18 protein-coding genes are annotated in these 23,263 nt (G+C 66.3%); 11 read left to right on the top strand and 7 right to left on the bottom strand.

Translation table 11 applies throughout. The features are described 5' to 3' along the window. The first annotated feature begins 180 nt into the window (after positions 1 to 180). From MC375_RS14560 to MC375_RS14515, 10 genes are all read left to right on the top strand, one after another. Entirely contained in the window at positions 181 to 480 is a 300-nt protein-coding gene (locus MC375_RS14560) for a YciI family protein (RefSeq protein ID WP_242104127.1), read from the top strand. Continuing rightward, positions 477 to 758 carry a BolA family protein gene (locus MC375_RS14555; RefSeq protein WP_242104126.1) on the top strand — a complete coding sequence of 94 codons (282 nt, stop codon included), beginning with the start codon at positions 477 to 479 and terminating at the stop codon, positions 756 to 758. The genes MC375_RS14560 and MC375_RS14555 overlap by 4 nt, the downstream gene beginning before the upstream one ends. A 175-nt stretch (positions 759 to 933) precedes the next feature. After that, positions 934 to 1,962 (top strand): LacI family DNA-binding transcriptional regulator, encoded by a 1,029-nt coding sequence (locus MC375_RS14550; RefSeq protein WP_242104125.1) that lies wholly within the window; start codon positions 934 to 936, stop codon positions 1,960 to 1,962. An 87-nt stretch (positions 1,963 to 2,049) separates the two neighbouring features. Next, a complete protein-coding gene (locus MC375_RS14545; RefSeq protein ID WP_242104124.1) occupies positions 2,050 to 5,100 on the top strand; it encodes a TonB-dependent receptor in 3,051 nt (1,016 codons plus the stop codon). A gap of 124 nt (positions 5,101 to 5,224) precedes the next feature. Further along, positions 5,225 to 6,754 (top strand): tryptophan halogenase family protein, encoded by a 1,530-nt coding sequence (locus tag MC375_RS14540; protein WP_242104123.1) that lies wholly within the window; start codon positions 5,225 to 5,227, stop codon positions 6,752 to 6,754. A gap of 190 nt (positions 6,755 to 6,944) precedes the next feature. Beyond that, positions 6,945 to 8,597, top strand: a complete 1,653-nt coding sequence (locus MC375_RS14535) for a glucoamylase family protein (RefSeq protein ID WP_242104122.1) — start codon at positions 6,945 to 6,947, stop codon at positions 8,595 to 8,597. A gap of 10 nt (positions 8,598 to 8,607) precedes the next feature. Next, positions 8,608 to 9,894, top strand: coding sequence for a sugar ABC transporter substrate-binding protein (locus MC375_RS14530; protein WP_242104121.1), 1,287 nt, complete (start codon positions 8,608 to 8,610; stop codon positions 9,892 to 9,894). Positions 9,895 to 10,093: 199 nt separating this feature from the next. Then, positions 10,094 to 10,975: a sugar ABC transporter permease gene (locus MC375_RS14525; protein WP_242104120.1), complete on the top strand. Its 882-nt coding sequence runs from the start codon at positions 10,094 to 10,096 to the stop codon at positions 10,973 to 10,975. Positions 10,976 to 11,009: 34 nt separating this feature from the next. Further along, positions 11,010 to 11,852, top strand: coding sequence for a carbohydrate ABC transporter permease (locus tag MC375_RS14520; protein ID WP_242104119.1), 843 nt, complete (start codon positions 11,010 to 11,012; stop codon positions 11,850 to 11,852). A gap of 144 nt (positions 11,853 to 11,996) precedes the next feature. Beyond that, complete coding sequence (locus tag MC375_RS14515; protein ID WP_242104118.1) at positions 11,997 to 12,452, top strand: PepSY domain-containing protein; 456 nt, start codon at positions 11,997 to 11,999, stop codon at positions 12,450 to 12,452. Between the two features lie 129 nt (positions 12,453 to 12,581). On the opposite strand, the gene eda is transcribed toward MC375_RS14515, so the two are convergent. The 6 genes from eda to MC375_RS14485 all read right to left on the bottom strand — a co-directional run bounded on the left by eda (position 12,582) and on the right by MC375_RS14485 (position 19,925). Then, complete coding sequence (eda, locus tag MC375_RS14510; protein ID WP_242104117.1) at positions 12,582 to 13,256, bottom strand: bifunctional 4-hydroxy-2-oxoglutarate aldolase/2-dehydro-3-deoxy-phosphogluconate aldolase; 675 nt, start codon at positions 13,254 to 13,256, stop codon at positions 12,582 to 12,584. A gap of 2 nt (positions 13,257 to 13,258) precedes the next feature. Continuing rightward, positions 13,259 to 15,187: a phosphogluconate dehydratase gene (gene edd, locus MC375_RS14505; RefSeq protein WP_242104116.1), complete on the bottom strand. Its 1,929-nt coding sequence runs from the start codon at positions 15,185 to 15,187 to the stop codon at positions 13,259 to 13,261. A gap of 120 nt (positions 15,188 to 15,307) precedes the next feature. Next, positions 15,308 to 16,033, bottom strand: coding sequence for a 6-phosphogluconolactonase (pgl, locus tag MC375_RS14500; protein WP_242104115.1), 726 nt, complete (start codon positions 16,031 to 16,033; stop codon positions 15,308 to 15,310). Then, positions 16,030 to 17,046, bottom strand: coding sequence for a glucokinase (glk, locus tag MC375_RS14495; RefSeq protein WP_242104114.1), 1,017 nt, complete (start codon positions 17,044 to 17,046; stop codon positions 16,030 to 16,032). Before glk ends, pgl begins: the two co-directional genes overlap by 4 nt. 3 nt (positions 17,047 to 17,049) lie before the next feature. Further along, positions 17,050 to 18,453 (bottom strand): glucose-6-phosphate dehydrogenase, encoded by a 1,404-nt coding sequence (zwf, locus tag MC375_RS14490; protein WP_242104113.1) that lies wholly within the window; start codon positions 18,451 to 18,453, stop codon positions 17,050 to 17,052. Positions 18,454 to 18,521: 68 nt separating this feature from the next. Further along, on the bottom strand, positions 18,522 to 19,925 hold the full coding sequence (locus MC375_RS14485) for a GH1 family beta-glucosidase (RefSeq protein WP_242104112.1): 1,404 nt from the start codon (positions 19,923 to 19,925) through the stop codon (positions 18,522 to 18,524). 103 nt (positions 19,926 to 20,028) lie between these two features. Here MC375_RS14485 and ugpC point away from each other — a divergent pair, with 103 nt between their 5' ends. Continuing rightward, positions 20,029 to 21,105, top strand: coding sequence for a sn-glycerol-3-phosphate ABC transporter ATP-binding protein UgpC (gene ugpC, locus MC375_RS14480; protein WP_242104111.1), 1,077 nt, complete (start codon positions 20,029 to 20,031; stop codon positions 21,103 to 21,105). Positions 21,106 to 21,171: 66 nt separating this feature from the next. Here the strand turns inward: ugpC and MC375_RS14475 are convergent, their stop codons facing one another. Beyond that, entirely contained in the window at positions 21,172 to 23,262 is a 2,091-nt protein-coding gene (locus tag MC375_RS14475) for a hypothetical protein (RefSeq protein ID WP_242104110.1), read from the bottom strand. Position 23,263 lies beyond the last annotated feature (1 nt).

Raw genomic sequence — 23,263 nt, 5'->3', positions numbered from 1 at the left:
AGCCAGCAACACACTCACCGCAATCCGCTGCTTCATCGACGACTCCCGTAAGCGCGCGTATCCATCCCGCCGGCGTGCGCGTGGGTCCGGCGGCCTGGCATTCTGGGCATACTGGTGCGCGGCGCACGTTGCGACGCGTCAATACGCGTCGGAATGCGTCGCCCGAAAGGAGACCCCAACATGTGGTACGCGATCGAGGGCTATGACCGCAGCGGAACGCTGGCAGCGCGCATGGCCGCTCGCCCGGAACACATCGCACGCCTGCATGCGCTGCGCGATGCAGGTCGCCTGCTGCTGGCTGGTCCGTGTCCTGCCATCGATGCGGAAGACCCCGGCCCCGCCGGCTTCACCGGCAGCATCGTCATTGCGGAGTTCGAAGCGCTCGATGCGGCGCGCGCCTGGGCCGAAGCGGACCCCTACGTGGCAGCCGGCGTCTACGAACGCGTCGAGATCCGTCCGTTCCGCCCGGTCCTGCCATGAGTGGGGAACGGGTCGAAAAGATCCGCAGCGCCCTGACAGCGGCATTTGCGCCGGAGCGGCTCGACGTGCGCGATGACAGCCACCGCCATGCCGGGCATGCCGGCGCGCAGGATGGGCGCGGACATTTCCATGTCGAGATCGTCAGCCCCGCGTTCGCCGGCCTGTCGCCGCTGGCGCGGCACCGCGCGGTGTATGCCGCGCTGGGCGAGATGATGCGCACCGACATCCATGCGCTTTCCATCGTTGCACGCGCCCCGTCTGAGCTTGCAGCCAGCTGATTCATGCTGCACTGCAGAACGAAACGACCGGTTTTCGCTGCAGCGCAACATGCGTTTTCCGTGAAATTTCGCATGTTTTAGCGGTTCGGCGGTTCGGGATAACGAATGGTTTACATGTCGCGCTGAAAACGTTTACATTCCGCCGCGAACTGGTCACGGCGGAGGGAACTTGGGCTTGAGCGTCACCATCAAGGATGTCGCGCGCCAGGCGAACGTATCGGTCGCAACCGTTTCGCGTGCGCTCAACGGGCACGAGAACGTGGCCGACGCGGTACGCACCCGGGTGCTCGCTGTCGCCAAGGAACTGCGCTACAGCCCGCACCATGCCGCCCGCAGCCTGAGCAGCCGGCGCACCAACACCATCGGTGTGGTCCTGCCCGACCTTTACGGCGAATTCTTCTCCGAGCTAATGCGCGGCATCGACCAGGTCGCGCGCGACCACCGCCAGCACCTGCTCGTGTCCAGCTACCACGGCAACCCCCAGGAGCAAGCGGAAGCCCTGCGCACCATGCGTGGGCGTGTCGACGGGTTGCTGGTGTTGTCGCCCTATGCCAGCGATGCCAGTCACCTGGCCGAAAACCTCTCTCCATCGCAGCCGGCGGTGCTGATCAACAGCCAGACGCTGGGCACGGGCGTCCCCTCGCTGTCGATCGACAATTACCGCGCTGCCGGGGAAATGGTCAGACACCTGGTCGCCGGCGGGCGCCGGCGAATCGCCTTCATCGCCGGTCCAGCCGACAACTTCGACGCACGCGATCGCCTGCGCGGGTATTGCGATGCGCTGGCCGAGTCGGTTCCCGGTGCCGAACCGTGGGTGGTGCAGGGCGACTTCAGCGAAGCCACCGGCCACAGCGCGGCCCGACAACTGCTGATCGGCTCGCCGCGACCCGACGCCGTGTTCGCCGCGAACGACATGATGGCGCTGGGCTTCCTGTTTGCCTGTCAGCAGGCGGGCATGGACGTGCCGGGCGAGATCGCAGTCGCCGGTTTCGACGATATCCCGCTGGCGCGTTACACCCACCCGTCGCTGACCACCATGCGCGTGGACATCGCCGGCATCGGCGCGCAGGCCATGCGCATGCTGCTGCAGCATCTGGGCGACGCGCCCGATCAACCTGGCACGTCCGAGACTCTGCAAGCGAATTTGATCGTCCGCCAGTCCACCACAGCCGTGCCGGCGCGGGCGGTTTCCCAATCTGGATAAAGCGTGCCATCCCTCGTCATCTGTTCTTAAACCATACGCTCACGATCAGCTTCTTCACTTGTAGAACATCCCCCGGGAGGGAAGTCCATGAAGCGCAACAAGTCCGGCAATACCCAGCTTCAACGCTCGTTACTGGCCACGGCGCTGGTGAGCTGCATGGCCCTGACCACCCCCGCTTTTGCGCAGACCGCAACGGCCACCTTGCGTGGAACCGTGGCGGGCGCATCCGCTGGCACGCAGGTGACAGCCACAAACGTGGCTACCGGCTCGTCGCGCACGACCCAAACCACGGCGAACGGTAGCTACTCTCTGGTTGGACTGCCGCCGGGGACATACACCGTCCGGTCCGGGGGCACCGAACAGACTGTGACGCTTTCGGTTGCATCCACTTCGACCCTGAACCTCAGTGCCGACACCGGTGTCGCCGAGACGCCTGCAGAAGGCCCGATCACCGACATAGGCGCGGTAGTCGTTTCCGCGCCACTGCTCAAGGACGTCAAGACATCGGAAGTGGGAAACACCGTCTCCTTGCGTCAGATTCAGCAGTTGCCACAGGCGACGCGCAACTTCCTGGAGTTCGCGGACACCGTGCCGGGTATGGCTTTCGAAATGGACGCCCAGGGCCATACAACCCTGCGAGGCGGTGCCACCAACAGCTCTTCCGGCAATCTGTACATCGACGGCGTCGGCCAGAAGAGCTACGTCAAGAGCGGCGGCATCGCCGGCCAGAGCGATACTCAGGGCAATCCCTTCCCGCAGTTGGCGATCGGCGAGTACAAGGTCATCACCTCGAACTACAAGGCCGAGTACGGCCAGATCACCGGTGCCGCGGTGACCGCGGCGACGCGTTCGGGCACGAACGACTTTGAGGGCGAAGCTTTCTACCGCTTCACCAATGAGCGGATGCGCGAGAAGACCGCGAGCGAGGAGGCACCGGGCGAAGAGAAGTCCGATTCGCAGACCAAGGAGTTCGGCGTGGCGTTCGGCGGCCCCATCATCCGCGATCGCATGCATTTCTTCCTTGCGTACGAAGGCAAAGAGAATGTCGTTCCGCGGACGGTGGTTCCGGGTTCTGCGGCGGCCAACTGGGCGCAGTACCTCCCGTCCGACGTGCAGGCCCTGATCGGTCCAGTCAGTCAGCCGTTCGACGAAGACCTGTATTTCGGCAAGATCGATTGGGACATCAGCGACAGCGATCGCGTAGAACTGAGCGCGCAGGTGCGCGACGAGACCCAGGTGGATTCGATCGGCGGCCAGCGTGCCGCCGACCACGGCCGCAACTTCGTCAACAAGGACGAGCGTTCGACCCTTCGCTGGCTGCACTTCTCGGATATCTGGACGAACGAGCTGCTCGCGACGACGGAGGACTCCGAATACAACCCAACTCCGATGGGCCTGGGCAACGGAATCATCTACAAGGTAGTCGACCAGGTCCGGCCCGATAGCGAGGAAACGCTGCTGGAAACCGGGCCCTCGAGCGGTTTCGACGCACAGAGCAAGGCGCAGAAGGGATGGTCGATCGCCGACAACCTGACCTTCAGCAATCTGACCTGGCATGGCGACCATACGATCAAGGTGGGCGTCAGCTACAAGTCGATCGAACTCACGTCGCAGGACGCGGGCGCGATCAATCCGCAGTTCAGCTACAACGTCACGCCCGATGGCGTGGCCGCCACTCCGTTCAAGGTCAACTTCCTCGCCCCGTTCGACGTTCCGGGTCAGACGAACACGGTGGTGTCGGACGCGAAGCAGTACGGGTTCTACATCCAGGACGACTGGGAAGTGAACGAGAAGCTGGTCCTGAACATCGGCATCCGGTGGGATTACGAGAAGAACCCGTCGTACACCGACTTCGTGACCTCACAGGATTTCGTCGATGCCCTGTACGCGGATGATCCCGATCTGCCCGGCGAGCAACCGTGGGCGAACAGACTGCTGGCCAGCGGCCTCGACGCGGCGGACTACATCAGTACCGGCAATAATCGCAAGGATTTCAAGGACGGCTGGGCGCCTCGCTTCGGCTTCTCGTACGATCTGAACGCGGACGAACAGCATGTGATCCATGGCGGTATGGGCCGTTCGTACGATCGCAACCTTTTCGAGCAACTGTCGCTCGAGGTCAGCAAGGCCGCGCTGTCGCCGGTGGAGGTCAACTTCCGGGATCCCGCTACCGGATTGTGCTACCGCCCCGACAATGGCAGGCCCTGCGTCGATTGGGATCCGGTCTACCTGACCGGTCCGGATGCGCTGACGGGACTGCCGGTGACCACCGGCAGCAAGGAGCTGTTCATGCTCCGCAACGACTTCAAGACGCCATACAGCGACCAGTTCAGCTTGGGCATGTCGAACCAGGTCGGCGAGTGGCTCACCGACGTGACGCTGCAGCACATTCTCAGCCACGACGGACTGGTGTTCACGCTGATCAACCGCTATCCGGACGGCTCGTTCTACCAGAACGGCAGCCAGCCTTGGGGCGAACCGGTCCCGGGCTACGCCAACACCATCCTCGGCAGCAATGGCATCGAGACGCGCAACACGCAATTGCTGCTGTCGGCCGACAAGCCGTACACCAAGGAATCCGGTTGGGGCCTGAGCGTTGCCTACACGCAGAGCCACGCGCGGCACAACCGCAGCCTGAACGAGGCGTACGCCTTCGACAAGCCCACGATCGAGGAGTACCCCTTCATCAAGTCCGATGCCGTTCCGAGGCACCGCCTGGTGGCCGCGGGATCGATCGACGGCTTCTGGGGCATCACCTTCGGCGCCAAGATCGTGCTCGAAACGCCAGAGGCGAAGAACAACATCTCCTGCTGGGGGCAAAGCAATCCGGATGGCTCGACCTGTACGCCGGTAGGCTTCTACGTACCGGCGACGGGCAAATTCCTCATTGGTGGCGACATCTGGGGCTATCGCACCGTGGATCTACAGGCGACCAAGGAGTTCAAGTTCGGTGACCATGTTGCAATGACCGCCCGGGTCAACCTGCTGAATGCCTTCAACTTCAAGAACTACAGTTCGTTCAATTACGACAGCTTCGGTTCCGGCGGGATCTACGATCCGGACATCTCGGTCAACAAGTACGGCGATATCCGCTACGTACCGCGCACGCTGACGTTCGAACTCGGCTTGAAGTTCTAGACGGCCGGTTCGGCGCCCGCTCCCTGGCGCCGACGGGATACGAACGGGGCCCTGGGGCCCCGTTCGCTTTTGCGGGAGCAGCGGAAGAGTTCCACCTGAAATCATTCTCACCGTCATCGACGCCATGAATCAATCGCACATCAAGGACATCGTAATCGTCGGTGGCGGCACGGCTGGCTGGATGGCGGCGGCTGCGCTCTCACGCACGCTGGGCGAGCAATACCGCATTCGGCTGCTGGAATCAGACGAGATCGGCATCGTCGGCGTCGGCGAAGCTACCGTTCCGCACATCAAGGCCTTCAACCAGCTGCTGCGAATCGACGAGGCGGACTTCGTCCGCAATACACAGGGTACGTTCAAGCTCGGCATTCAGTTCGTCGACTGGCTACGCAAGGGCGAAACCTACATTCACGGCTTCGGCACCGAAATCGGTCATCCGCTAGGCCTGTTGCCGTTCCACCAGTACTGGATCAAGGCGATGCGCGCCGGGCAGGCGCAACCGTTGGGTGCCTATACCCTCAATACCGTCGCCGCAACGCACGGCAAGTTCATGGTCTCGGCGACCGACGTGCCCGCGACCTCTCCGCTGGCCAACATCGCCTATGCCTACCACTTCGATGCCTCGCTCTATGCGCGCTATCTTCGCATCTACTCCGAACGGTACGGCGTGCAACGGATCGAAGGCATGGTCGAGCATGTCGATCTGCACCCGGAAACGGGCTTCGTCGAATCCGTGCGATTGCGTTCCGGCGAAACGATCGGAGGCGACCTGTTCATCGACTGCTCGGGCTTTCGCGGGTTGCTGATCGAGCAGGCGCTTCATACCGGTTATGAGGACTTCACCCATTGGTTGCCATGCGACCGCGCACTGGCGGTGCCGTGCGAAAACGTCGGCGAACCCACGCCGTACACGCGCTCGACCGCGCGCGAGGCCGGCTGGCAGTGGCGGATCCCGCTGCAGCACCGCACCGGCAACGGGTACGTCTATTCGAGCGCGCATATCAGCGACGATGAGGCGGCTGCCACCCTGCTCGCCAACTTGGACGGAAAGGCGCTCGCAGACCCGCGTCCGCTGCGCTTCACCACCGGGCGACGCAGGAAGTGCTGGAACAGGAACGTCGTGGCGCTCGGCCTGGCCAGTGGCTTCATGGAGCCGCTCGAATCGACCAGCATCCACCTGATCCAGTCGGGGATTTCCAAGCTGATGGAGTTGTTCCCGGACCAGGGATTCAGCGAAGTGCTGGTGCAGCGCTACAACGACCAGTTGGCGTTCGAATTCGACCGCATCCGGGATTTCCTGGTGCTGCACTACAACGCCGTCGAACGCGACGATACGCCGTTCTGGCGCCAGTGCCGGAACATGTCGATTCCGGCAGAGCTGCAAGCCAATATCGACCTGTTCCGCGATAGCGGCCGGTTCTTCCGCAACGGTAACGAGATGTTTGCGGAAATCAGCTGGATCCAAGTGATGGTGGGGCAGGGCATCCTGCCGCAGGACTACCATCCGATGGTCGATCGGCTGCCGGAAGAGGAGCTGCGCAAGTTCCTTGCCAGTATCGGCAATACCATCTCGGCCTGTGTCGACGTAATGCCAACCCACCAGCAGTTCATCGATCGCTATTGCGCCGCGCGACCGGTGCCGCAATTCGCATGAGTCGCTTGGCGAAACATGGAAGGCGTACGGGCGCCCTCGCCTGTGCGGTGCTCGCGGCAGGCCGGTTGCTGGGTGGTCTGGCAATGGCCGCACAGCGTCCGCCCGGGGCGCTAGTCGCCGGCCAACCGCTGACCGATTTCGACGCGTGGGGCGTGGCGTTGCCAGCCCCATTCCCCACTCTGGAGCCGAAATGATAGGAAGCAAACGCGACACGGCACGCAGCGCGCGCGGTACCAGATGGGCGCTTGTGGCGCTGCTCGCGGCGCTATGCCTGGGTGCGTGCGAGCGCGCACCGCCGCCACCCCAGGTGGAACCGCCCAAGCCGGGTCCGATCGCGCAGGTTCCTCCGCCCGCCCCGAAGCCCGAAGCCAAGGGCCCGCCCAAGCTGCCGCCGCTGTTCCGCGACATCGAGAAGCGGACGTTCCAGTTCTTCTGGGACACGACCAATGAGCTCAACGGCCTGACGCCCGACCGCTACCCGTCGCGGCCGTTCGCCAGCATCGCCTCGGTGGGCTTCGCGCTGACCGCCTATCCGATCGGCGTGGAGAACGGCTGGGTCAGCCGCAAGCAGGCGGTCGACCGGACCCTGGTGACGTTGAAGTTCTTCCACGACGCGAAGCAGGGCCGGCAAGCGGAAGGCAGGAGCGGATACAAGGGTTTCTTCTATCACTTCCTCGACATGCAGACCGGCGCCCGCTGGGGCAGCTGGGTGGAGCTGTCGACCGTGGACACCACGTTGCTGCTGGGCGGGGTGCTGTTCGCGCAGAGCTATTACGATCGCGACGATCCGCGCGAGCAGCAGATCCGCGAGCTGGCCGATGAGATCTACAAGCGCGTGGACTGGACCTGGGCGCAGCAGAACAAGCCGCTGCTGTCGATGGGCTGGCATCCGGAAACCGGCTTCATCGCCAGCGACTGGAAGGGCTACAACGAGGCGATGCTGCTGTACGTGCTGGCCCTGGGTTCGCCCACGCATCCGCTGGAACCTGAAGCCTGGAACGCGTGGACCCGCACCTACGAGCAGAGCTGGGGCGTTTTTCAGGGGCAGGAATACCTGTCCTTCGGCCCGCAGTTCGGGCACCAGTACAGCCATGTCTGGATCGATTTCCGCGGCATCCGCGACGAGTACATGAAGAACCGCGGCATCGACTACTTCGAGAACAGCCGCCGCGCGACCTACGCGCAGCGCGGCTATGCGATCGAGAACCCGATGAAGTGGAAGGATTATGGCGAGGACATCTGGGGCCTTACTGCCAGCGACGGGCCGCAGCACACAGTGCAGGATTATCGCGGCGAGCAGCGCCAGTTCGCCCAGTACAGCGCGCGCGGCGCGGGCCTGACCGATGCGTTCGACGACGGCACGATCGCACCGACCGCGGTCCTGGCCTCGCTGCCTTTCGCGCCCGAGATCGTGATTCCGGCCACCGAGGCCATGTTCGAGCGCTACGGGGAGTACATCTATTCCAGCTATGGATTCCTGGATTCGTTCAATCCGAGCTTCGCTTACGAGGACGTCCCACTGAAGACGGGGCGACTGGTGCCCGGCGGCGGCTGGGTCGCGAGCGATTACCTGGGCATCGACCAGGGACCGATCCTGACGATGATCGCCAACTACCGCAGCGAATTCGTGTGGAAGGTGATGAAGCGCAACAAGTACATCCGCACGGGGCTGGAGCGGGCGGGCTTCACCGGCGGGTGGCTGGCCGGGCCGGGCGAGCCCAAGACCTCGGGTCCGCCGGACCCCGAAGCGGCAGCTGCGCAGGACACCGCGGCGCAGTCCCGCGCTAACGCGGCCGAAGAGGCCACGCCCGCGCAGCCGCATGCGTCCGACCCGCCGATGTAGCATGCAGGGCATGGGTGGACGCACGCGCTGGCTGGGACTTTTGCTGCTGGCGCTGCTTGGCGCCGCATGTGCGCGGCGCGAGCAGGAAACGGTCGTCCGTTTCTGGGCGATGGGCCGGGAAGCCGAAGTCGTGGCCGAACTGGTGCGCGATTTCGAACGCGAGAACCCGGGCGTGCGCGTGCAGGTGCAGGCGATCCCCTGGAATGCCGCGCACGAGAAACTCCTGACCGCGTTCGCGGCCGACGGCCTGCCGGACATCTGCCAGCTCGGCAACACCTGGATTCCGGAATTCGCGATCCTGGGCGTGCTCACGCCGCTGCAGCCTTATGTCGACGCTTCGCAGGTGGTGCGCCCGGCGGATTATTTTCCCGGCATCTGGAATACCAACCTGATCGATGGCCGGCTCGTCGGCGTACCGTGGTACGTGGATACGCGGCTGCTGTTCTACCGCAAGGACATGCTGCGCGATGCCGGCGTGACCCAGCCGCCCAGGACGTGGGACGAATGGCGCGGCACGCTGGCCGCGGTGAAGCGCAGCGTCGGTCCGGATCGGTACGCGATCCTGCTGCTGCTCAACGAGTTCGAGACCCAGCTGTCGCTGGGCCTGCAGGGAGACGATCCGCTGCTGCGCGACGGCGACGACTACGGCAACTTCAGCGCGCCGGGTTTCCGCGATGCACTGGCCCTGTACGCTGAGATGTTCGCGAAAGGCTGGGCGCCGCCGGTATCGGAAACCCAGGTTTCGAACATGTGGGAGGAGTTCTTCAAGGGCGAGTTCGCGTTCTATCTCTCGGGCCCGTGGAATATCCGCGAGTTCCGCAAGGTGGCGCCGGAAGGGCTGAAGGACGAGTGGGGCACGATGGCGCTGCCCGGTCCCGATGGCCCCGGTGCCGGCATCGCCGGCGGAACCAGCCTGGTGTTGTTCAGTGGCGGCGAGCGGGAGGATCCGCAGCGCAGGCAGGCTGCGTGGAAGCTGATCGAGTTCCTTTCGCGCCCCGATATCCAGCAGCGCTTCTATGCCTTGATCGGCGACCTGCCGCCGCGGCGCAGCACCTGGGAGCATCCGGCACTGGCGAACGATCCGCTGGCGCAGGCGTTTCGCGACCAGCTCGAGCGGGTGAAACCCACGCCGAAGGTGCTGGAGTGGGAGCGGATCGTGCAGGAAATGCGCCTGATCACCGAACGCGTGGTGCGCGGCGGCCTGTCGCAGGACCAGGCCGTGCGCGAACTCGATGCTAGGGTCGACCAGATACTGGAAAAGCGGCGCTGGATCGAACAGCGGAGGCAGCGACAATGAGCCTCCAACAGCGTGGGAACGGCCCCTGTGGGAACGGTCTGCGTAAGAGCGGCCTGTGTGGGAGCGGCCTTGGCCGCGAATGCATTTGTCCTTTTCAGGCGCGACACCGAAAGCAATCGCGGCCAAGGCCGCTCTCGCCAAAGCTGTTGCCACGAAAGCTGGCAGCAAAAGTGTCTCTTCCGCAGCAGAGGCGATTGCCGTGAACCGCGCTTCGCTCGCCGGCTGGGCGTTCGCGGCACCCGCGTTGGTGGTGTTGGGCGTGTTCTTCTTCCTGCCGGTGATGGCGGCCCTGGCCCTGAGCCTCACCGACTTCGACCTGTACGCCCTGGCCGACATGCGCAACCTGCGCTTCGTCGCGCTGGGCAATTACCTCGATCTGCTGCAGACACCGATTTTCTGGAAGGCCCTGTGGAACACGACCTACTTCGTGCTCGCGGGCGTGCCGCTATCGATCGCGGTCTCGCTCGGCGCCGCGTTGCTGCTCAATGCCAGGGTCGCGCGCTTCAAGCCGCTGTTCCGCACCGCGCTGTTCGCGCCGGTGGTGACGACCCTCGTCGCGGTGGCGGTGATCTGGCGCTATCTGTTCCACACCCAGTACGGCCTGGTGAACTGGGCGCTGGGCCAGCTGGGCATCGGAGCCGTCGACTGGTTCGGCGATCCGCGCTGGGCGATGCCCACGATCATCCTGTTCGCCGTGTGGAAGAACTTCGGCTACAACATGGTCATCTTCCTGGCCGGCCTGCAGGCGATCCCGCAGGACCTGTACGAGGCGGCGCGCATCGATGGCGCGTCCCGTTGGCAGCAGTTCTGGCACATCACCCTGCCGCAGCTCGGGCCGGTGCTGCTGGTGGTGGGCGTGATCACCATCTCCGGTTACTTCCAGCTGTTCGCCGAGCCCTACGTCATGACCCGCGGCGATCCGCTGCAGAGCACGGTGAGCGTGCTGTATTTCATGTTCGAGGAAGGCTTCAAGTGGTGGACGCTGGGCCGTGCCTCGGCGGTGGCGTTCCTGCTGTTCCTGATCATCCTGGCGATTACGGCGGTGTTGCTGAGGTTCGGGCGCAGGAAGGAGCTGGTGTAGTGACTTGCGCGCGAACAACCCGGGGAGCGGTCTCTTGAGCGTCTCGCGCAACATCGGCGATTCGCGGTTGCATGCCGTGCTCGTCAATGGCGCGCTGGCCGTGCTGGCGATTCTGAGCCTGGCGCCGCTGGCGTGGATGATCTCGGTTTCCTTCATGTCGCCAGGCGAGGCCAACAGTTTCCCACCGCCGTTGCTGCCCGACACACCCGGCGTCCAGGCGTATCGCGCGTTGTTCGAGCGCATGGGCATGGGTCGCTATTTCGCCAACAGCCTGCTGGTGTCGCTGTCGATCACGGCGCTGTCGCTGTTGGTGAACACCATGGCCGGCTATGCCTTCGCAAAGCTGCGCTTCCGCGGCCGCGAGCAGCTGTTCCGGCTGCTGCTGGCGGCGCTGGTGATCCCGGCGCAGGTGGCGATGCTGCCGCTGTTCCTGCTGATGAAGCAGCTGGGATTGGTCAACAGCTATGCCGGTGTGGTCATCCCGGCGCTGGCGACCGTGTTCGGCATCTTCCTGGTCCGACAGTACACGCGCAGCATCCCCGACGAGCTGATCGAGGCGGCTCGCATCGACGGAGCGGGTGAGCTGCGGATCTTCTTCCGGATCGTGCTGCCGATGCTCAAGCCGGTGCTGGTGACTCTGGCCATCTTTACCTTCATGGCAGCGTGGAACGACTTCATGTGGCCGCTGATCGTGCTGACCGACCATGAACACTACACGCTCCCCGTCGCGCTGGCGGCATTGTCGCGCGAGCATTACATGGACGTGGAAATGATGATGGCCGGCGCGGTCGTGACCGTACTGCCGGTGTTGCTGCTGTTCCTGCTGCTGCAGCGCTACTACATCCAGGGATTGCTGCTGGGCAGCGTCAAGGGATAGGCGTTAACGACGCCTGCGCTGGAACCCGGAAACCCGTCGCCAACGCATACCGTTCAGAACCCGGTACTGCGCGCGGGCCGCGGTTCACTGCAGGTTCGTGTTTCCGCGGCGAGACTCGTCCGCCCGTGAAGCGCAGGAGGCAGCATGAACAAGCTCCGTACCGACGCGACCCGATTCGCGCCGCTGGTTGTCGCATTCATTCTTTGCACTGGCGTCGCCGCGCCCGCCTGGGCGCAGCAGACCGTCGCGATGACCGAGGCACAGGTGCGTGCGACGCTCGAGGCCAAGGGTTACACCGAGATCAATGACATCAAGTTCGGCGACGGCGTGTGGAAGGCGGATGCGCGCAGCGCCGACGGCAACCGGGTCGACGTGCGCCTGGATCCGGCGACCGGCGAGGTTTACCCGGACGAACAGGTGGCGCAGCTGAGCGAAAGAGACGTGCACGCGGCACTCGCGGCGCAGGGCTACACCAACGTCCACGACGTGGATTACGAGGACGGCATCTGGAATGCCGAGGCCGACGATCCTGCCGGCAAGGACGTGGAACTCAAGCTCGATCCCAGGACCGGCAAGGTGATCGGCAAGGAAAAGGATTGATCGCTAGCCGGATGTAGGAGCGGCCTTGGCCGCGATTGCTCTTCGCGAGCCGGTCACGCGAAAAGACAAGAGCATTCACGGCCGAGGCCGCTCCCACGGGCTGCAGCTGCAAAGCTGCTCCCCGGGGCGTCAGCGGTTCGACGCGATGGCGGCGGCCTTGCGCGCGCTGGCTTCGACCCTGTCCCAGTCGCCCGCCGCAATCCAGCCTTGGGGCACCATCCACGAGCCACCCACGCACAGCACATTCGGTTCGGCCAGGTAGGCGGCGGCGCTGGCTTCATCAACGCCCCCGTTGGCGCACAGCTTCATTTTCGGCAGCGGGCCCGCCACGGCCCGGAGCAGCGGGATACCCCCTAGCGCCGCGACCGGAAACAGCTTGGCGACCCGGATGCCGCGTTCCTGCAGGGCCAACAGCTCGCTGGGGGTGGCTGCGCCCGGCACCACCGGCAGCGAGGATTGCACCAAGGCATCGAGCAGATGCGGCGAAACACCGGGCGTGACGATGAAGTCGGCACCGAGTTCCTCGACCGCATCCACCTGCGCTGGTTCGAGCACGGTGCCGGCGCCGACCTTGCAGTCGGGAAACGCATCCTTGATCGCCGCCAGCGCATCCAGCGCGGCCGGGGTGCGCAGCACCAGTTCGATCGTGCGCAGTCCGCCGGCCACCAGGGCGCGTACGGTGTCCAGGCCCTGGGCGACGCTGACGACGGTCAAAACCGGCATGACGCCGGCTTCCCGCAGCATCGTTTCGGCGAGCTGCTGACGCTGCTCGAGTGCGGCGGATTCAACGTGCGTGTGCGGCATGGTCAGGCGTCCTTGGCTTCGTGCGGAGCGTCCGCAGCGGCAGCGGATTCGCCGAGCTGGTATTCGGCGTCGTATTCGGGCGCGTGTCCTTCATCGTGCACCGGGGCGCCGCACGAGATCGACAGTGCACCTTCGTCGGCGGGCGTGGCCACCTGGCGGTTGATCGCGAACAGGTTTCGGCCCAGGTCCCAGGCCGGCGGGGTGGAATCGCGAGCGGGTGTGCGCATGTTCCATTCGGCGGCATCGACCAGCACTTCAAGCACGCCGGCTTCGCCGTCGAGGCGGATCATGTCGCCTTCACGCAGCTTGGCGAGCGCGCCGCCGCGCTTGGCCTCGGGGGTGACATGGATGGCTGATGGGATCTTCCCTGACGCGCCGGACAGGCGGCCATCGGTGACCAATGCCACCCGCCGCCCCTGGTTCTGGAGCATGCCCAGCAGCGGGGTGAGCGAATGCATTTCCGGCATGCCGTTGGCATGCGGGCCCTGGAAGCGGACCACCGCGATGAAATCCTGCGGCAGCGCGCCTGCGGCATGCAGTTTGTTGAGGGCCTGCGGATTGTCCACCACCACCGCCGGCGCGGTGATGCTGCGGTATTCGGGCTTGATCGCCGACAGCTTGATTAGGCCGCGGCCCAGGTTGCCGTTGACCAGGCGCAGCCCGCCCTGGGCTTCGAAGGCCGTGGCGACGGTACGCAGCACGCTGTCGTCGCCCGAGATCGCGGGGACCGGTGCGTAGGTGAGCCGGCCTTCGCCCTCGCTGCCGTCGAGCTGCGGGGCGTCGGCATAGGCGCGCATGCCGCCTGGCACGATCGTGGGGATGTCGTCGTGCATCAGTCCGGCATCGAGCAGTTCGCGGATCACGAACGCGGTGCCGCCAACCTCGTTGAAGCGGTTCACATCGGCGTCCCCGTTGGGGTACACCCGCGCCAGCAACGGCACCGCCTGGGCGATGGCGTCGATGTCCTCCCAGGTCAGCACGATGCCCGCCGCGCGCGCGACCGCCACGAAATGGATGGTGTGGTTGGTGGAGCCACCGGTCGCGACCAGCGCGGCGATCGCGTTGACCATCGTGCGCTCGTCGACCAGACGCCCGATCGGCCGCGGGTCCGCGCCGAGCGCGGTGATGCGCAGCGCGCGTTCGACCGCGGCGCGCGTGCAGGCGGCCCGCAGTTCCGTGCCTGGCTGCACGAAGGACGAGCCGGGCAGCTGCAGGCCCATCGCTTCCAGCAACACCTGGTTGGAGTTGGCGGTGCCGTAGAAGGTGCAGGTACCTGGCGCGTGGTAGCTGCCGGATTCGGCTTCGAGCAGTTCTTCGCGCGTGGCTTCGCCCGCGGCATAACGTTCGCGCACGGCCGCCTTCTGTTTGTTGGAGATGCCCGACGGCATCGGCCCGCCCGGCACGAACACGGCCGGCAGGTGCCCGAAGGCGAGCGCACCGATCAGCAGGCCCGGCACGATCTTGTCGCAGATGCCCAGGTACACGGCGCTGTCGAACGCGTCGTGACTCAGCGACACGGCGGTGGCCTGTGCGATCACGTCGCGGGAGAAAAGCGAAAGCTCCATGCCGGGGCGGCCCTGGGTCACGCCGTCGCACATCGCCGGGACGCCGCCAGCGACCTGCGCACTGGCCCCGAGCGCGCGCGCGTGCTGGCGGATGAATTCAGGATAGCCCTCGTAAGGCTGGTGCGCCGAAAGCATGTCGTTGTAGGCGCTGACGATGGCCAGGTTGGGCGTGGCGTCGCGCTTGAGCCGTTCCTTGTCTGCGCCCGCCGCGGCCGTCACGTGCGCCAGGTTGCCGCAGCTCAGGTGGGCTCGATTGGGACCGCGCGCGGCGGTCGCCTGCACGACTTCCAGATATGCGGCGCGCGTGGCGCGGCTTCGCTCGCGGATGCGATCAGTGATGGCGGCGATGCGGGGGTCAAGAGGCATGGTGAGTAGGCACTTTGGAGTAGGAACTAGAAACTAGAAACGAGAGAGTGGCGAAGAGCAGGCTGCGGGTGAGGGCGGGGCAGGACACTAGTTTCTAGTTCTTCCCCACTAGTTCCTCCCCTACGGTGCCCAATGCACCTGCAAGCTTGCACCCGGCGTGGTGAAGGCCAGGCGGATCGGCAGTTCGCGCACGTTGTCGCCGTCCACGGCGCGCTCGAACAGGGCCCGCTTCGCTGCGCCACGGATCAGCAGGAAGCGCGCATGCGACGGCGCCAGGCCGGCGGGTGTGAGGCTGATGCGTCGGGCGAAGCGGCCCGCGCCGGGACAGCCGGCCGTGTCGACGGCGACATAGGCCTGTTCAGAAGCGAGCGCTTCGTCGAGTCCGCGCATGCGCGGAAACAGCGATGCGGTGTGTCCATCGTCGCCCATGCCGAGCACCACCACGTCGGCGGACTGGTGAGCGTGCAGGTTGGCCACGCGGACTGCCTCCTCGATCGTCTGGCCGGTGCGGGTGAGGCCTTCGAAGTGCGCGGCGGCGGCTGGGCCGTGCAGCAGGGTTTCGCGTATCAGGCGCCCATTGCTGTCCGGGTCGTCGGGTTGCAGCCAGCGTTCGTCCACCAGCGCCGCATCCACGCGTTTCCAGTCCAGGTCCAGCTGCGCCAGCTCGGCATAGACAGGAGCAGGCGTGCTACCGCCTGAAAGCAGGAGCCTCGTGCGCTCGCGTTCGCGCAACGTTTCGCCCAACGCATGGCCGATGGCGATTGCAGCCGAGCGCGCCCAGACTTCCGCGTTTGCATGCTCACGAAACTGCACGCGGCCGCGTCGCGGTGTCGCTGGCGTGGTCATCGTGCCGCTTCCCGGGCCGCGCCTTCGATCGCGGCGCTCTCGATGGCGATGACCGCTGCACCCAGCAGCCCGGGCTGCGGGTGCATGACCGCCAGGGTGGGGATCGTGGCCATGGTCGGCGAGAACCGGCCCTTGTGTTCGAAGCGAGCGCGGAAGGCCGAGTGTTGCAGCGTGTCGATCAGCTTCGGCACCAGTCCGCCGGCCAGGAACACGCCGTCCCAGGCGCCGATCGTGAGCACCAGGTCGCCGGCAGCCGCGCCGAACACGGCGCAGAACACGTCCACCGCACGCATGCAGCGTGGATCGCCCCGCTTCGCGCCCTCGGTGACGTCGCGCGGTTCCATCGGGCCTGGATCCACCCCGGCGATGCGGCTCAGGGCGCGGTGCAGGTTGACCAGCCCCATGCCGCTGATCAGGCGTTCGATCGACACCCGTCCGTACTCCTGCGACAGCTGCTGCAGGATCGCGATTTCCTCGGGATTGCCGGGCGCGAAGTCGACGTGGCCACCTTCGGTCGACAGCGGGAACGGGCGGCGCCCTCGGATCAGCAGCCCGCCGACGCCGAGACCGGTGCCGGGTCCGATCACGGCGAAGGTGCGGTCGTTGCCGTGTTCGCCACGATTGGCCGGCCAGGGGGTGCCGCCGATGGCGATGACATCCTTCGGCTGCAGCGCCAGCACCGCCATCGACTGCGCGGTGAAATCGTTGACCAGGCGCATGCCATCGAGCTGCAGCGCCTGACAGGTGCGCGGGATCGAGATCACCCACGGGAAGTTGGTGATGCGCGCCTCGTCGCCATCGACGCGACCGGCGACCGCGATCACCGCCCGCTTCACCTGTGCTCCGGTGTCCTGCAGATAGCGCGCGGCGGCATCGGGCAGCGAGGGGAAGTCGTCGACTTCGTATACGCGCACGCTGTCGGCCAGCAGCGGTGACGGTGCGGTCACGTCTGCCAGGGCAAAGCGGGCATTGGTACCGCCGATATCCGCGAGCAGGACGAGCGCTGCACTCATGCGTCAGGTTCCGTTGGCGATATCGGGGGGCAGGAAGCCATTGGCCTGTTCCGGCCCCCACGAGCCGGCAGGATAACGTCGCACGCTCGTCGATGCCTGTCCCCAGGCATCGCTGATGCTGTCGATCCAGCGCCACGCGGCTTCCACTTCGTCGTCGCGCACGAACAGGGTCTGGTTGCCGTGCAGGGCGTCCAGCAGCAGGCGCTCGTACGCGATGCGCCGCTGCGGCTGCGCCATCGACAGATCCAGCTCTAGCGGTTGCAGCTCCATACCACCGAATTCGGGGGCCGCCAGGCTGCCCATCAGGTCCAGTTCGATGGTCTCTTCCGGCTGCAGCCGCATCGACAGCCGGTTCGGCGCGGCGCCGTCGCGGTGCGGGCGATCGAACAGCCAGTGCGTCACCGGCTTGAACGTCACCACGACCTCGGTGTTGCGCGCCGCCATCCGCTTGCCGGTGACCAGGTGGAACGGCACGCCGGCCCAACGCCAGTTGTCGATCCAGGCGCGCAGCGCGACGAAGGTTTCCACCTCGCCTTCGAACTTGAACCCCGGCACCGCGTGACCCTCGACCACGCCCGCATCGTAGCGGCCGCGAACGCTGTCGATTTCGACCTCGCCGGGCTGCATCGGCCGCAGCGCGCGCAGTACCTTGCGCTTCTCGTCGCGGATGCTGTCGGCATCCAGTGCGCTCGGTGGCTCCATCGCGATCAGCGCCAGCAGCTGCAGCATGTGGTTCTGGACCATGTCGCGCAGGGCGCCATAGTTGGCGTAATAGCCCTCGCGCCCGTCCACGCCGGCGGTCTCGCCCACCAGGATATGCACCGACTCGATCCAGCGGTTGTGCCACACCGCCTCGAGCAGGGTGTTGCCGAAGCGCAGCGCCAGCAGGTTCTGCACTGGCGCCTTGCCCAGGTAGTGGTCGATGCGGAAGATCCGCGATTCGTCCAGGTTGGCCTTGAGCGTGGCGTCGATGGCGCGCGCAGAGTCCAGGTCGTGGCCGATGGGCTTTTCCAGCACCAGCCGCGATGGCGGTTCCAGCAGGCCCGCGGCCTTCAGCCCGCGGCAGGCGCCGGCGAACAGGTCCGGTGGCGTGGACAGATAGCTCACGCAGGGGCGGTCGGCGTACTGCGCGAGCGCAGCGGTCATCCCTTCCGGATCGTTGAGGTCGAGCGCGTGGTAGCGGGTACGGCGCAGCAGGGCTTCCAGGCCGGCCTGCTCGCGTTCCCCACGGATCCTGCTGCGCAGCCAGTTGGCGAAGCCGGTGTCGTCGTGCTGGGTGCGGCCAATGGCGACCACGCGGAAATCATCGGGCAGCAGGCGGTCGCGCAGCAGGTGCGCCAGCGACGGAAACAGATAGCGCTGGGCGAGATCGCCGGTGGCACCGAACAGCAGCAGGGTGTCGATCATGGGTCGCTACGTACCTGGGCAGGAAGCGGGGGGAGGTCCGGCCCATGCAGGGCCGCCGGAACCGTCGATTATTGCCCAGGCAGCGCCAGGATGGTTCGCGTTGTGCCTTCGGCATCGCCATCGCCGCCGGCAAGGGCCGCTCCGTGACTGGACACCACGCGGCTGTAGAACCTGGCGCTGTCCTTCGGCGTGCGCTCGAGCGTGTCGTAGTCGACATGCACGATCCCGAAGCGTTTGGAGTAGCCCAGCGACCATTCCATGTTGTCCATCAGCGACCAGAGCATGTAGCCGCGGACATCCACGCCCGCTTCGATCGCGGCATGCACCGCACGCAGGTGCGAGCGCAGGTACTCGACGCGCAGCGGGTCGTGCACCACGCCATTCTCGACGCGCTCCGGATCGGGGAACGCCGCGCCGTTCTCGGTGACATAGACCGGCAGGTCGCCATAGGTGCGCTTGAACCACAGCAGGGTGTCGGTAAGCCCCTGGGGAAACACTTCCCAGCCGGTCTCGGTGTAGAGCGCATCGTCCTGCCTGACCGCTTCGGCGTTGAGCGGGTAGGTCTCTGCTGCCCGGGTCACGCTGCGCGTGTAGTAATTGATTCCGACGAAATCCAGCGGCTGGCGGATCAGGTCGAAATCGCCGACCGGCCATTCCGGCCATGCGTGGCCGAAGACCTCCTGCAATTCACCCGGATAGCGGCCGAGCAGGGCAGGGTGCAGGTACTGCTCGTTCATGTAGGCGTGCGCCCGGGCCACCGCGGCGGCGTCATCGGCCAGATCGCTCGCCGGGTACTTGGGTTCGATGTTCACGACCAGGCCGATCTGGTGCGCACCGATGGCGCGGTAGGCCTGCACGGCGGCGCCATGCGCGCGCATCAGGTTGTGGCTTGCGATGGGTGCCTCGTACTTGCTGCGATGCCCGGGCGCGAGCGCTCCGTGCAGGTAACCGCCGTCGGTGATCACCCACGGCTCGTTGAGCGTCACCCATTTCTTCACGCGTCCGTCGAGCGCGCGGTACAGCACGCTGCCGTACTCGGCGAACCAGTCGGCGCAGTCACGGTTGAGCCAGCCGCCGCGGTCGTCGAGCGCCGCGGGCAGGTCCCAGTGGTACAGGGTGAGCAGCGGCTCGATGCCGTTGGCGAGCAGTTCGTCGACCAGGCGCGAGTAGAAATCGAGACCCTTCTGGTTGATGCGGCCAACGCCCTCGGGCAACACCCGCGACCACGACACGCTGAACCGGTAGGCCTGCATGCCCAGCTCGCGCATCAAAGCAACGTCGTCCTTCCAGCGCCGATAGTGGTCGCAGGCGATATCGCCGGTATCGCCGTTGACGGTCATGCCGGGCGTGTGGGCGAAGCGGGTCCAGATGCTCGGCCCGGCACCATCGGCCAGGGGAGAGCCTTCGATCTGATGGGCGGCAGTGGCGGTGCCCCAGAGAAATCCGTCCGGGAATTTCGGCGTTGGATTCATCAATCTTCCGTGCGTCTCGCGGGCGGCGTCGTGTAAACGATTACATGCCAGAATAGCCCAGCGGCTGCGCGATTGCAGCCCGCACAGCCCCGGTGGAGGCCGTATGGCGAATGTCGCCCTGGAAAACGTGCGCAAGGTCTATTCCAACGGCTTCGTCGCCGTGGAAGACGCAACGTTCCAGGTGGCAGATGGCGAGCTGCTGGTGCTGGTGGGACCGTCGGGCTGCGGCAAGTCCAGTCTGCTGCGGATGATCGCCGGCCTCGAGACGATCACTTCCGGCACGCTGCGCATCGGCGACCGGGTCGTCAACGATGTCGCGCCGAAGGATCGCGACGTCGCGATGGTGTTCCAGAGCTACGCGTTGTACCCGCACATGACCGTGGCGGAGAACCTGGCTTTCGCATTGAAGCTGCGCGGACAGACCCGGGCGCAGGTCGAGGCCCGCGTGCGGGCAGCCGCTGCGATGCTGGAGCTCGATACCGTGCTCGATCGCAAGCCGGCCCAGCTCTCGGGCGGCCAGCGCCAGCGCGTGGCCCTTGGGCGGGCGCTGGTGCGGCACCCGCAGGCGTTCCTGCTGGACGAGCCCCTTTCCAACCTCGACGCCAAGCTGCGCGCCGGCATGCGGGTGGAGATCGCGCGCCTGCACCGCAAGCTCGGCGCGACCATGGTCTATGTCACCCATGACCAGGTCGAGGCGATGACCCTGGGCCAGCGGATCGTGGTGCTGAAGGATGGCCGCATCCAGCAGATCGACACGCCGATGGCGCTGTATGCGAAACCGGCCAATGTATTCGTCGCCAGCTTCCTGGGCAGCCCGGCGATGAACCTGCTGGCCGGGACACTGGTGGGCGAGGACGGGCCTGCGCTGCACCTGGGCGACGGCGCGCGGCTGCCGCTGGACGGCGCCGACATCCCGCGCGATTGGATCGGACGCGAGGTGCGCGTCGGCATTCGCCCCGAGCATCTGCTGCCGGCCGGCAACGGGGCAGGCTTCGACGCACAGGTCGAAGTTGTCGAACCGGTCGGCAGCGAGGCCTACGTCAACCTGCGCCATGGCGCGCACGGCCTCATCGCCCGCGTCGCTGCAGACGACTTGCCGCAACCCGGCGCGTCGCTGTCGCTGCGGGTCTCGCCTGGGCGGCTGCACGTGTTCGATGGGGCCAGCGGCGAGCGGCTCTAGCCGGGCAGGCGGATCGGCCCGGTCTGCAGTGCGACGTTCCGCAGAGGGCGCCCGTGCAGTGTGGTTTCAGGGAGAAGGTGCAGGCGCCTCTGTGCGGCGTACTTCGGCGTCCGAATCGGCCGGCGGCGGGATCGCCAGATAAACCGTGCTCCATAGCTGCGCGGCGTTCGATTCGTCCGCATCGCCGCTGCTCTGACCGAACGGCACCGCGCGATAACGGCCGTCCTCGTACGCCCAAGACCACAGTTCCGAGGTGCGCATCGTGCCGGTGGCGTCGATGGCCTGCCACAGCCGTCGCTGTGCGTCGCGCAGGTGCGTGCGGGTGGTGTCTGGAAGGTCGTTGCGCTGCAGCTGACGTGCCAGCCCGGCCGCCAACAGCGCCTGCTGCCAGGACCAGACCACGGTGCCGTGATAGGCGGTACGGCCGAACTCGGCGCCGAGTCCGGAATTGGCGTAGGCGGGGTTGGCCACAAGCAGGCCTGCGTCGGTCATCAGGCCGGCGGGGAACGGCCGCAGCATCGCTTCGACCAGCGCGTCGAGCTCCTGCGGTTCGGGATTACGGAACATCAGCGCGAACCCGCCATCGGAATGCAGCACCGGGATCGGCCTGCCGTCCGCATCCAGGGCGAGCGCGGGGAAGCGCAGGCCGGTTTCCGGCACGCTGGCCAGCGCCGGCGCCGGATCGATGCCCTGTGTCCTGGCGTAGCGCGCCACCGCCGCGCGCGCCGTGCCTGCGTCGACGTTGAAAAGGAACAACGGCGGCGCCTGGGTCGACCAGATCTCGGCCAGCCCGCGCGCCGCCGCAAGCGCCCGCTGCTGCTCGGCGTTCGCATGCCCCTGCAGGATCTGCGCATCGTTGAAGCGGGCGATGGCCTCGAGTGCCGCCGGGACGAACACCGCGTTGACGTCGTAGGGAATGCGGCCGCCGCCCAGTCCGGTTTCACTGTCGCGCCATTGGCCGACCTTGTGGCCCGGCTTGAGCGCGACCAGGTTGCGGGCGGCAGGTTCGCGCGCGAACGGCTGCGCCATGCCGACGACGAAGGCCAGGTTGCGGGCCAGCGCCGCGCCCAGCGGCTCGCCGGCCGTGGTCTTGCGCACAAGAAAGGCGCTGGCCCGGGCGTGGCCTTCCGGGGTGTCCAGCAGCCATGCCGCCGCGACGGGCGCCAGCATCAGATCGTCGTCGATCATCTTGTAGTCGTAGATCGGCGCGGCGGGATCGTCGCCGATCGTGCCTTCCTTGCGATGGCGCAGCACCGCGAACTCGCCGATGTCTTCCTCGTGCGCCACTTCGCCGTTTGGATCCAGGCGCTCCAGTACCGAAGCAAGTCCGGCTTCGATGGCGGCCGGCTGCAATGCGGGCATCAGCAGGCGCAACGACATCAGCGTATCGCGGCCGAAATAGGTGTCGAAGCGCCAGGAGCCGGCCAGGAATTTCTCCCGGTAGCTGAGGAATTCGAGCACCTCGCGGCTGCGCTGATCGCTGCCGGCAGCGGTGGAGAACAGCGCGTCGGCCCGCAGCGGGACGAGCGGTTGTTCCCCGGTGAGGGCGGTGATCCTGATCCGCAGCGGTGCGCCTTCGCGATCTGCGTTGAGCACCAGCGGTGCGCCACCGCCGCCGCTGACGTGTCCGTCGAGCAGTTCCAGCGAGAGTTCGTACCCAGGTCCGCCATCCAGGCGCGGGCGCGACCATTGCACGCGGCGCGCTCCCAGCCGCGGACGGGTGGCGACCTCGGCCGGGTAGGCGACGCCGAGCTGGAAATCGCGCAGCACGCGCACGCTGCCCAGCACGGCATCGCGCACCACCAGCCGCGACGCATCGACGCTGGTCTCCGCCACGATGCCGTGCAACGGCCGGCCGGAACGGTCCGGCCGCTGGCTGCCGTGCACTTCGCGCAGGTCCCATCGCACCGGGGCCGCGGCGTCTTCGAACCACAGCCCGACGCCGCTGTTGCCGGCAGGGAAGGCGACCAGCACGCGCGGGCGCTCCCCGGAACTGAGCAGCAGATGCGCCGCCACTGCGTCCTTGCGGTAGAAGGCATTGAGCGTGCGGCCTTCCTCGATCCGGAACTGCAGCGGTGTGGCATCGTCCGCAGCAGCGGCCGAAGGTACGGACGCCAGCAGTGCGAGCGCGCACGACAGGTGCAGCCACGGCTTCATC

It is taken from the genome of Lysobacter sp. M2-1, from assembly GCF_022662495.1.
GTDB lineage: Bacteria > Pseudomonadota > Gammaproteobacteria > Xanthomonadales > Xanthomonadaceae > JAKPBU01.
This window is presented reverse-complemented; position numbering and strand designations above follow the sequence as displayed.

Coding starts and splice junctions, on each gene's coding strand:
- MC375_RS14560 (WP_242104127.1), top strand. CDS start 181: ATGTGGTACGCGATCGAGGGCTATGACCGCAGCGGAACGCTGGCAGCG.
- MC375_RS14555 (WP_242104126.1), top strand. CDS start 477: ATGAGTGGGGAACGGGTCGAAAAGATCCGCAGCGCCCTGACAGCGGCA.
- MC375_RS14545 (WP_242104124.1), top strand. CDS start 2,050: ATGAAGCGCAACAAGTCCGGCAATACCCAGCTTCAACGCTCGTTACTG.
- MC375_RS14540 (WP_242104123.1), top strand. CDS start 5,225: ATGAATCAATCGCACATCAAGGACATCGTAATCGTCGGTGGCGGCACG.
- MC375_RS14535 (WP_242104122.1), top strand. CDS start 6,945: ATGATAGGAAGCAAACGCGACACGGCACGCAGCGCGCGCGGTACCAGA.
- MC375_RS14530 (WP_242104121.1), top strand. CDS start 8,608: ATGGGTGGACGCACGCGCTGGCTGGGACTTTTGCTGCTGGCGCTGCTT.
- MC375_RS14515 (WP_242104118.1), top strand. CDS start 11,997: ATGAACAAGCTCCGTACCGACGCGACCCGATTCGCGCCGCTGGTTGTC.
- eda (WP_242104117.1), bottom strand. CDS start 13,256: ATGCCGCACACGCACGTTGAATCCGCCGCACTCGAGCAGCGTCAGCAG.
- edd (WP_242104116.1), bottom strand. CDS start 15,187: ATGCCTCTTGACCCCCGCATCGCCGCCATCACTGATCGCATCCGCGAG.
- pgl (WP_242104115.1), bottom strand. CDS start 16,033: ATGACCACGCCAGCGACACCGCGACGCGGCCGCGTGCAGTTTCGTGAG.
- glk (WP_242104114.1), bottom strand. CDS start 17,046: ATGAGTGCAGCGCTCGTCCTGCTCGCGGATATCGGCGGTACCAATGCC.
- zwf (WP_242104113.1), bottom strand. CDS start 18,453: ATGATCGACACCCTGCTGCTGTTCGGTGCCACCGGCGATCTCGCCCAG.
- MC375_RS14485 (WP_242104112.1), bottom strand. CDS start 19,925: ATGAATCCAACGCCGAAATTCCCGGACGGATTTCTCTGGGGCACCGCC.
- ugpC (WP_242104111.1), top strand. CDS start 20,029: ATGGCGAATGTCGCCCTGGAAAACGTGCGCAAGGTCTATTCCAACGGC.
- MC375_RS14475 (WP_242104110.1), bottom strand. CDS start 23,262: ATGAAGCCGTGGCTGCACCTGTCGTGCGCGCTCGCACTGCTGGCGTCC.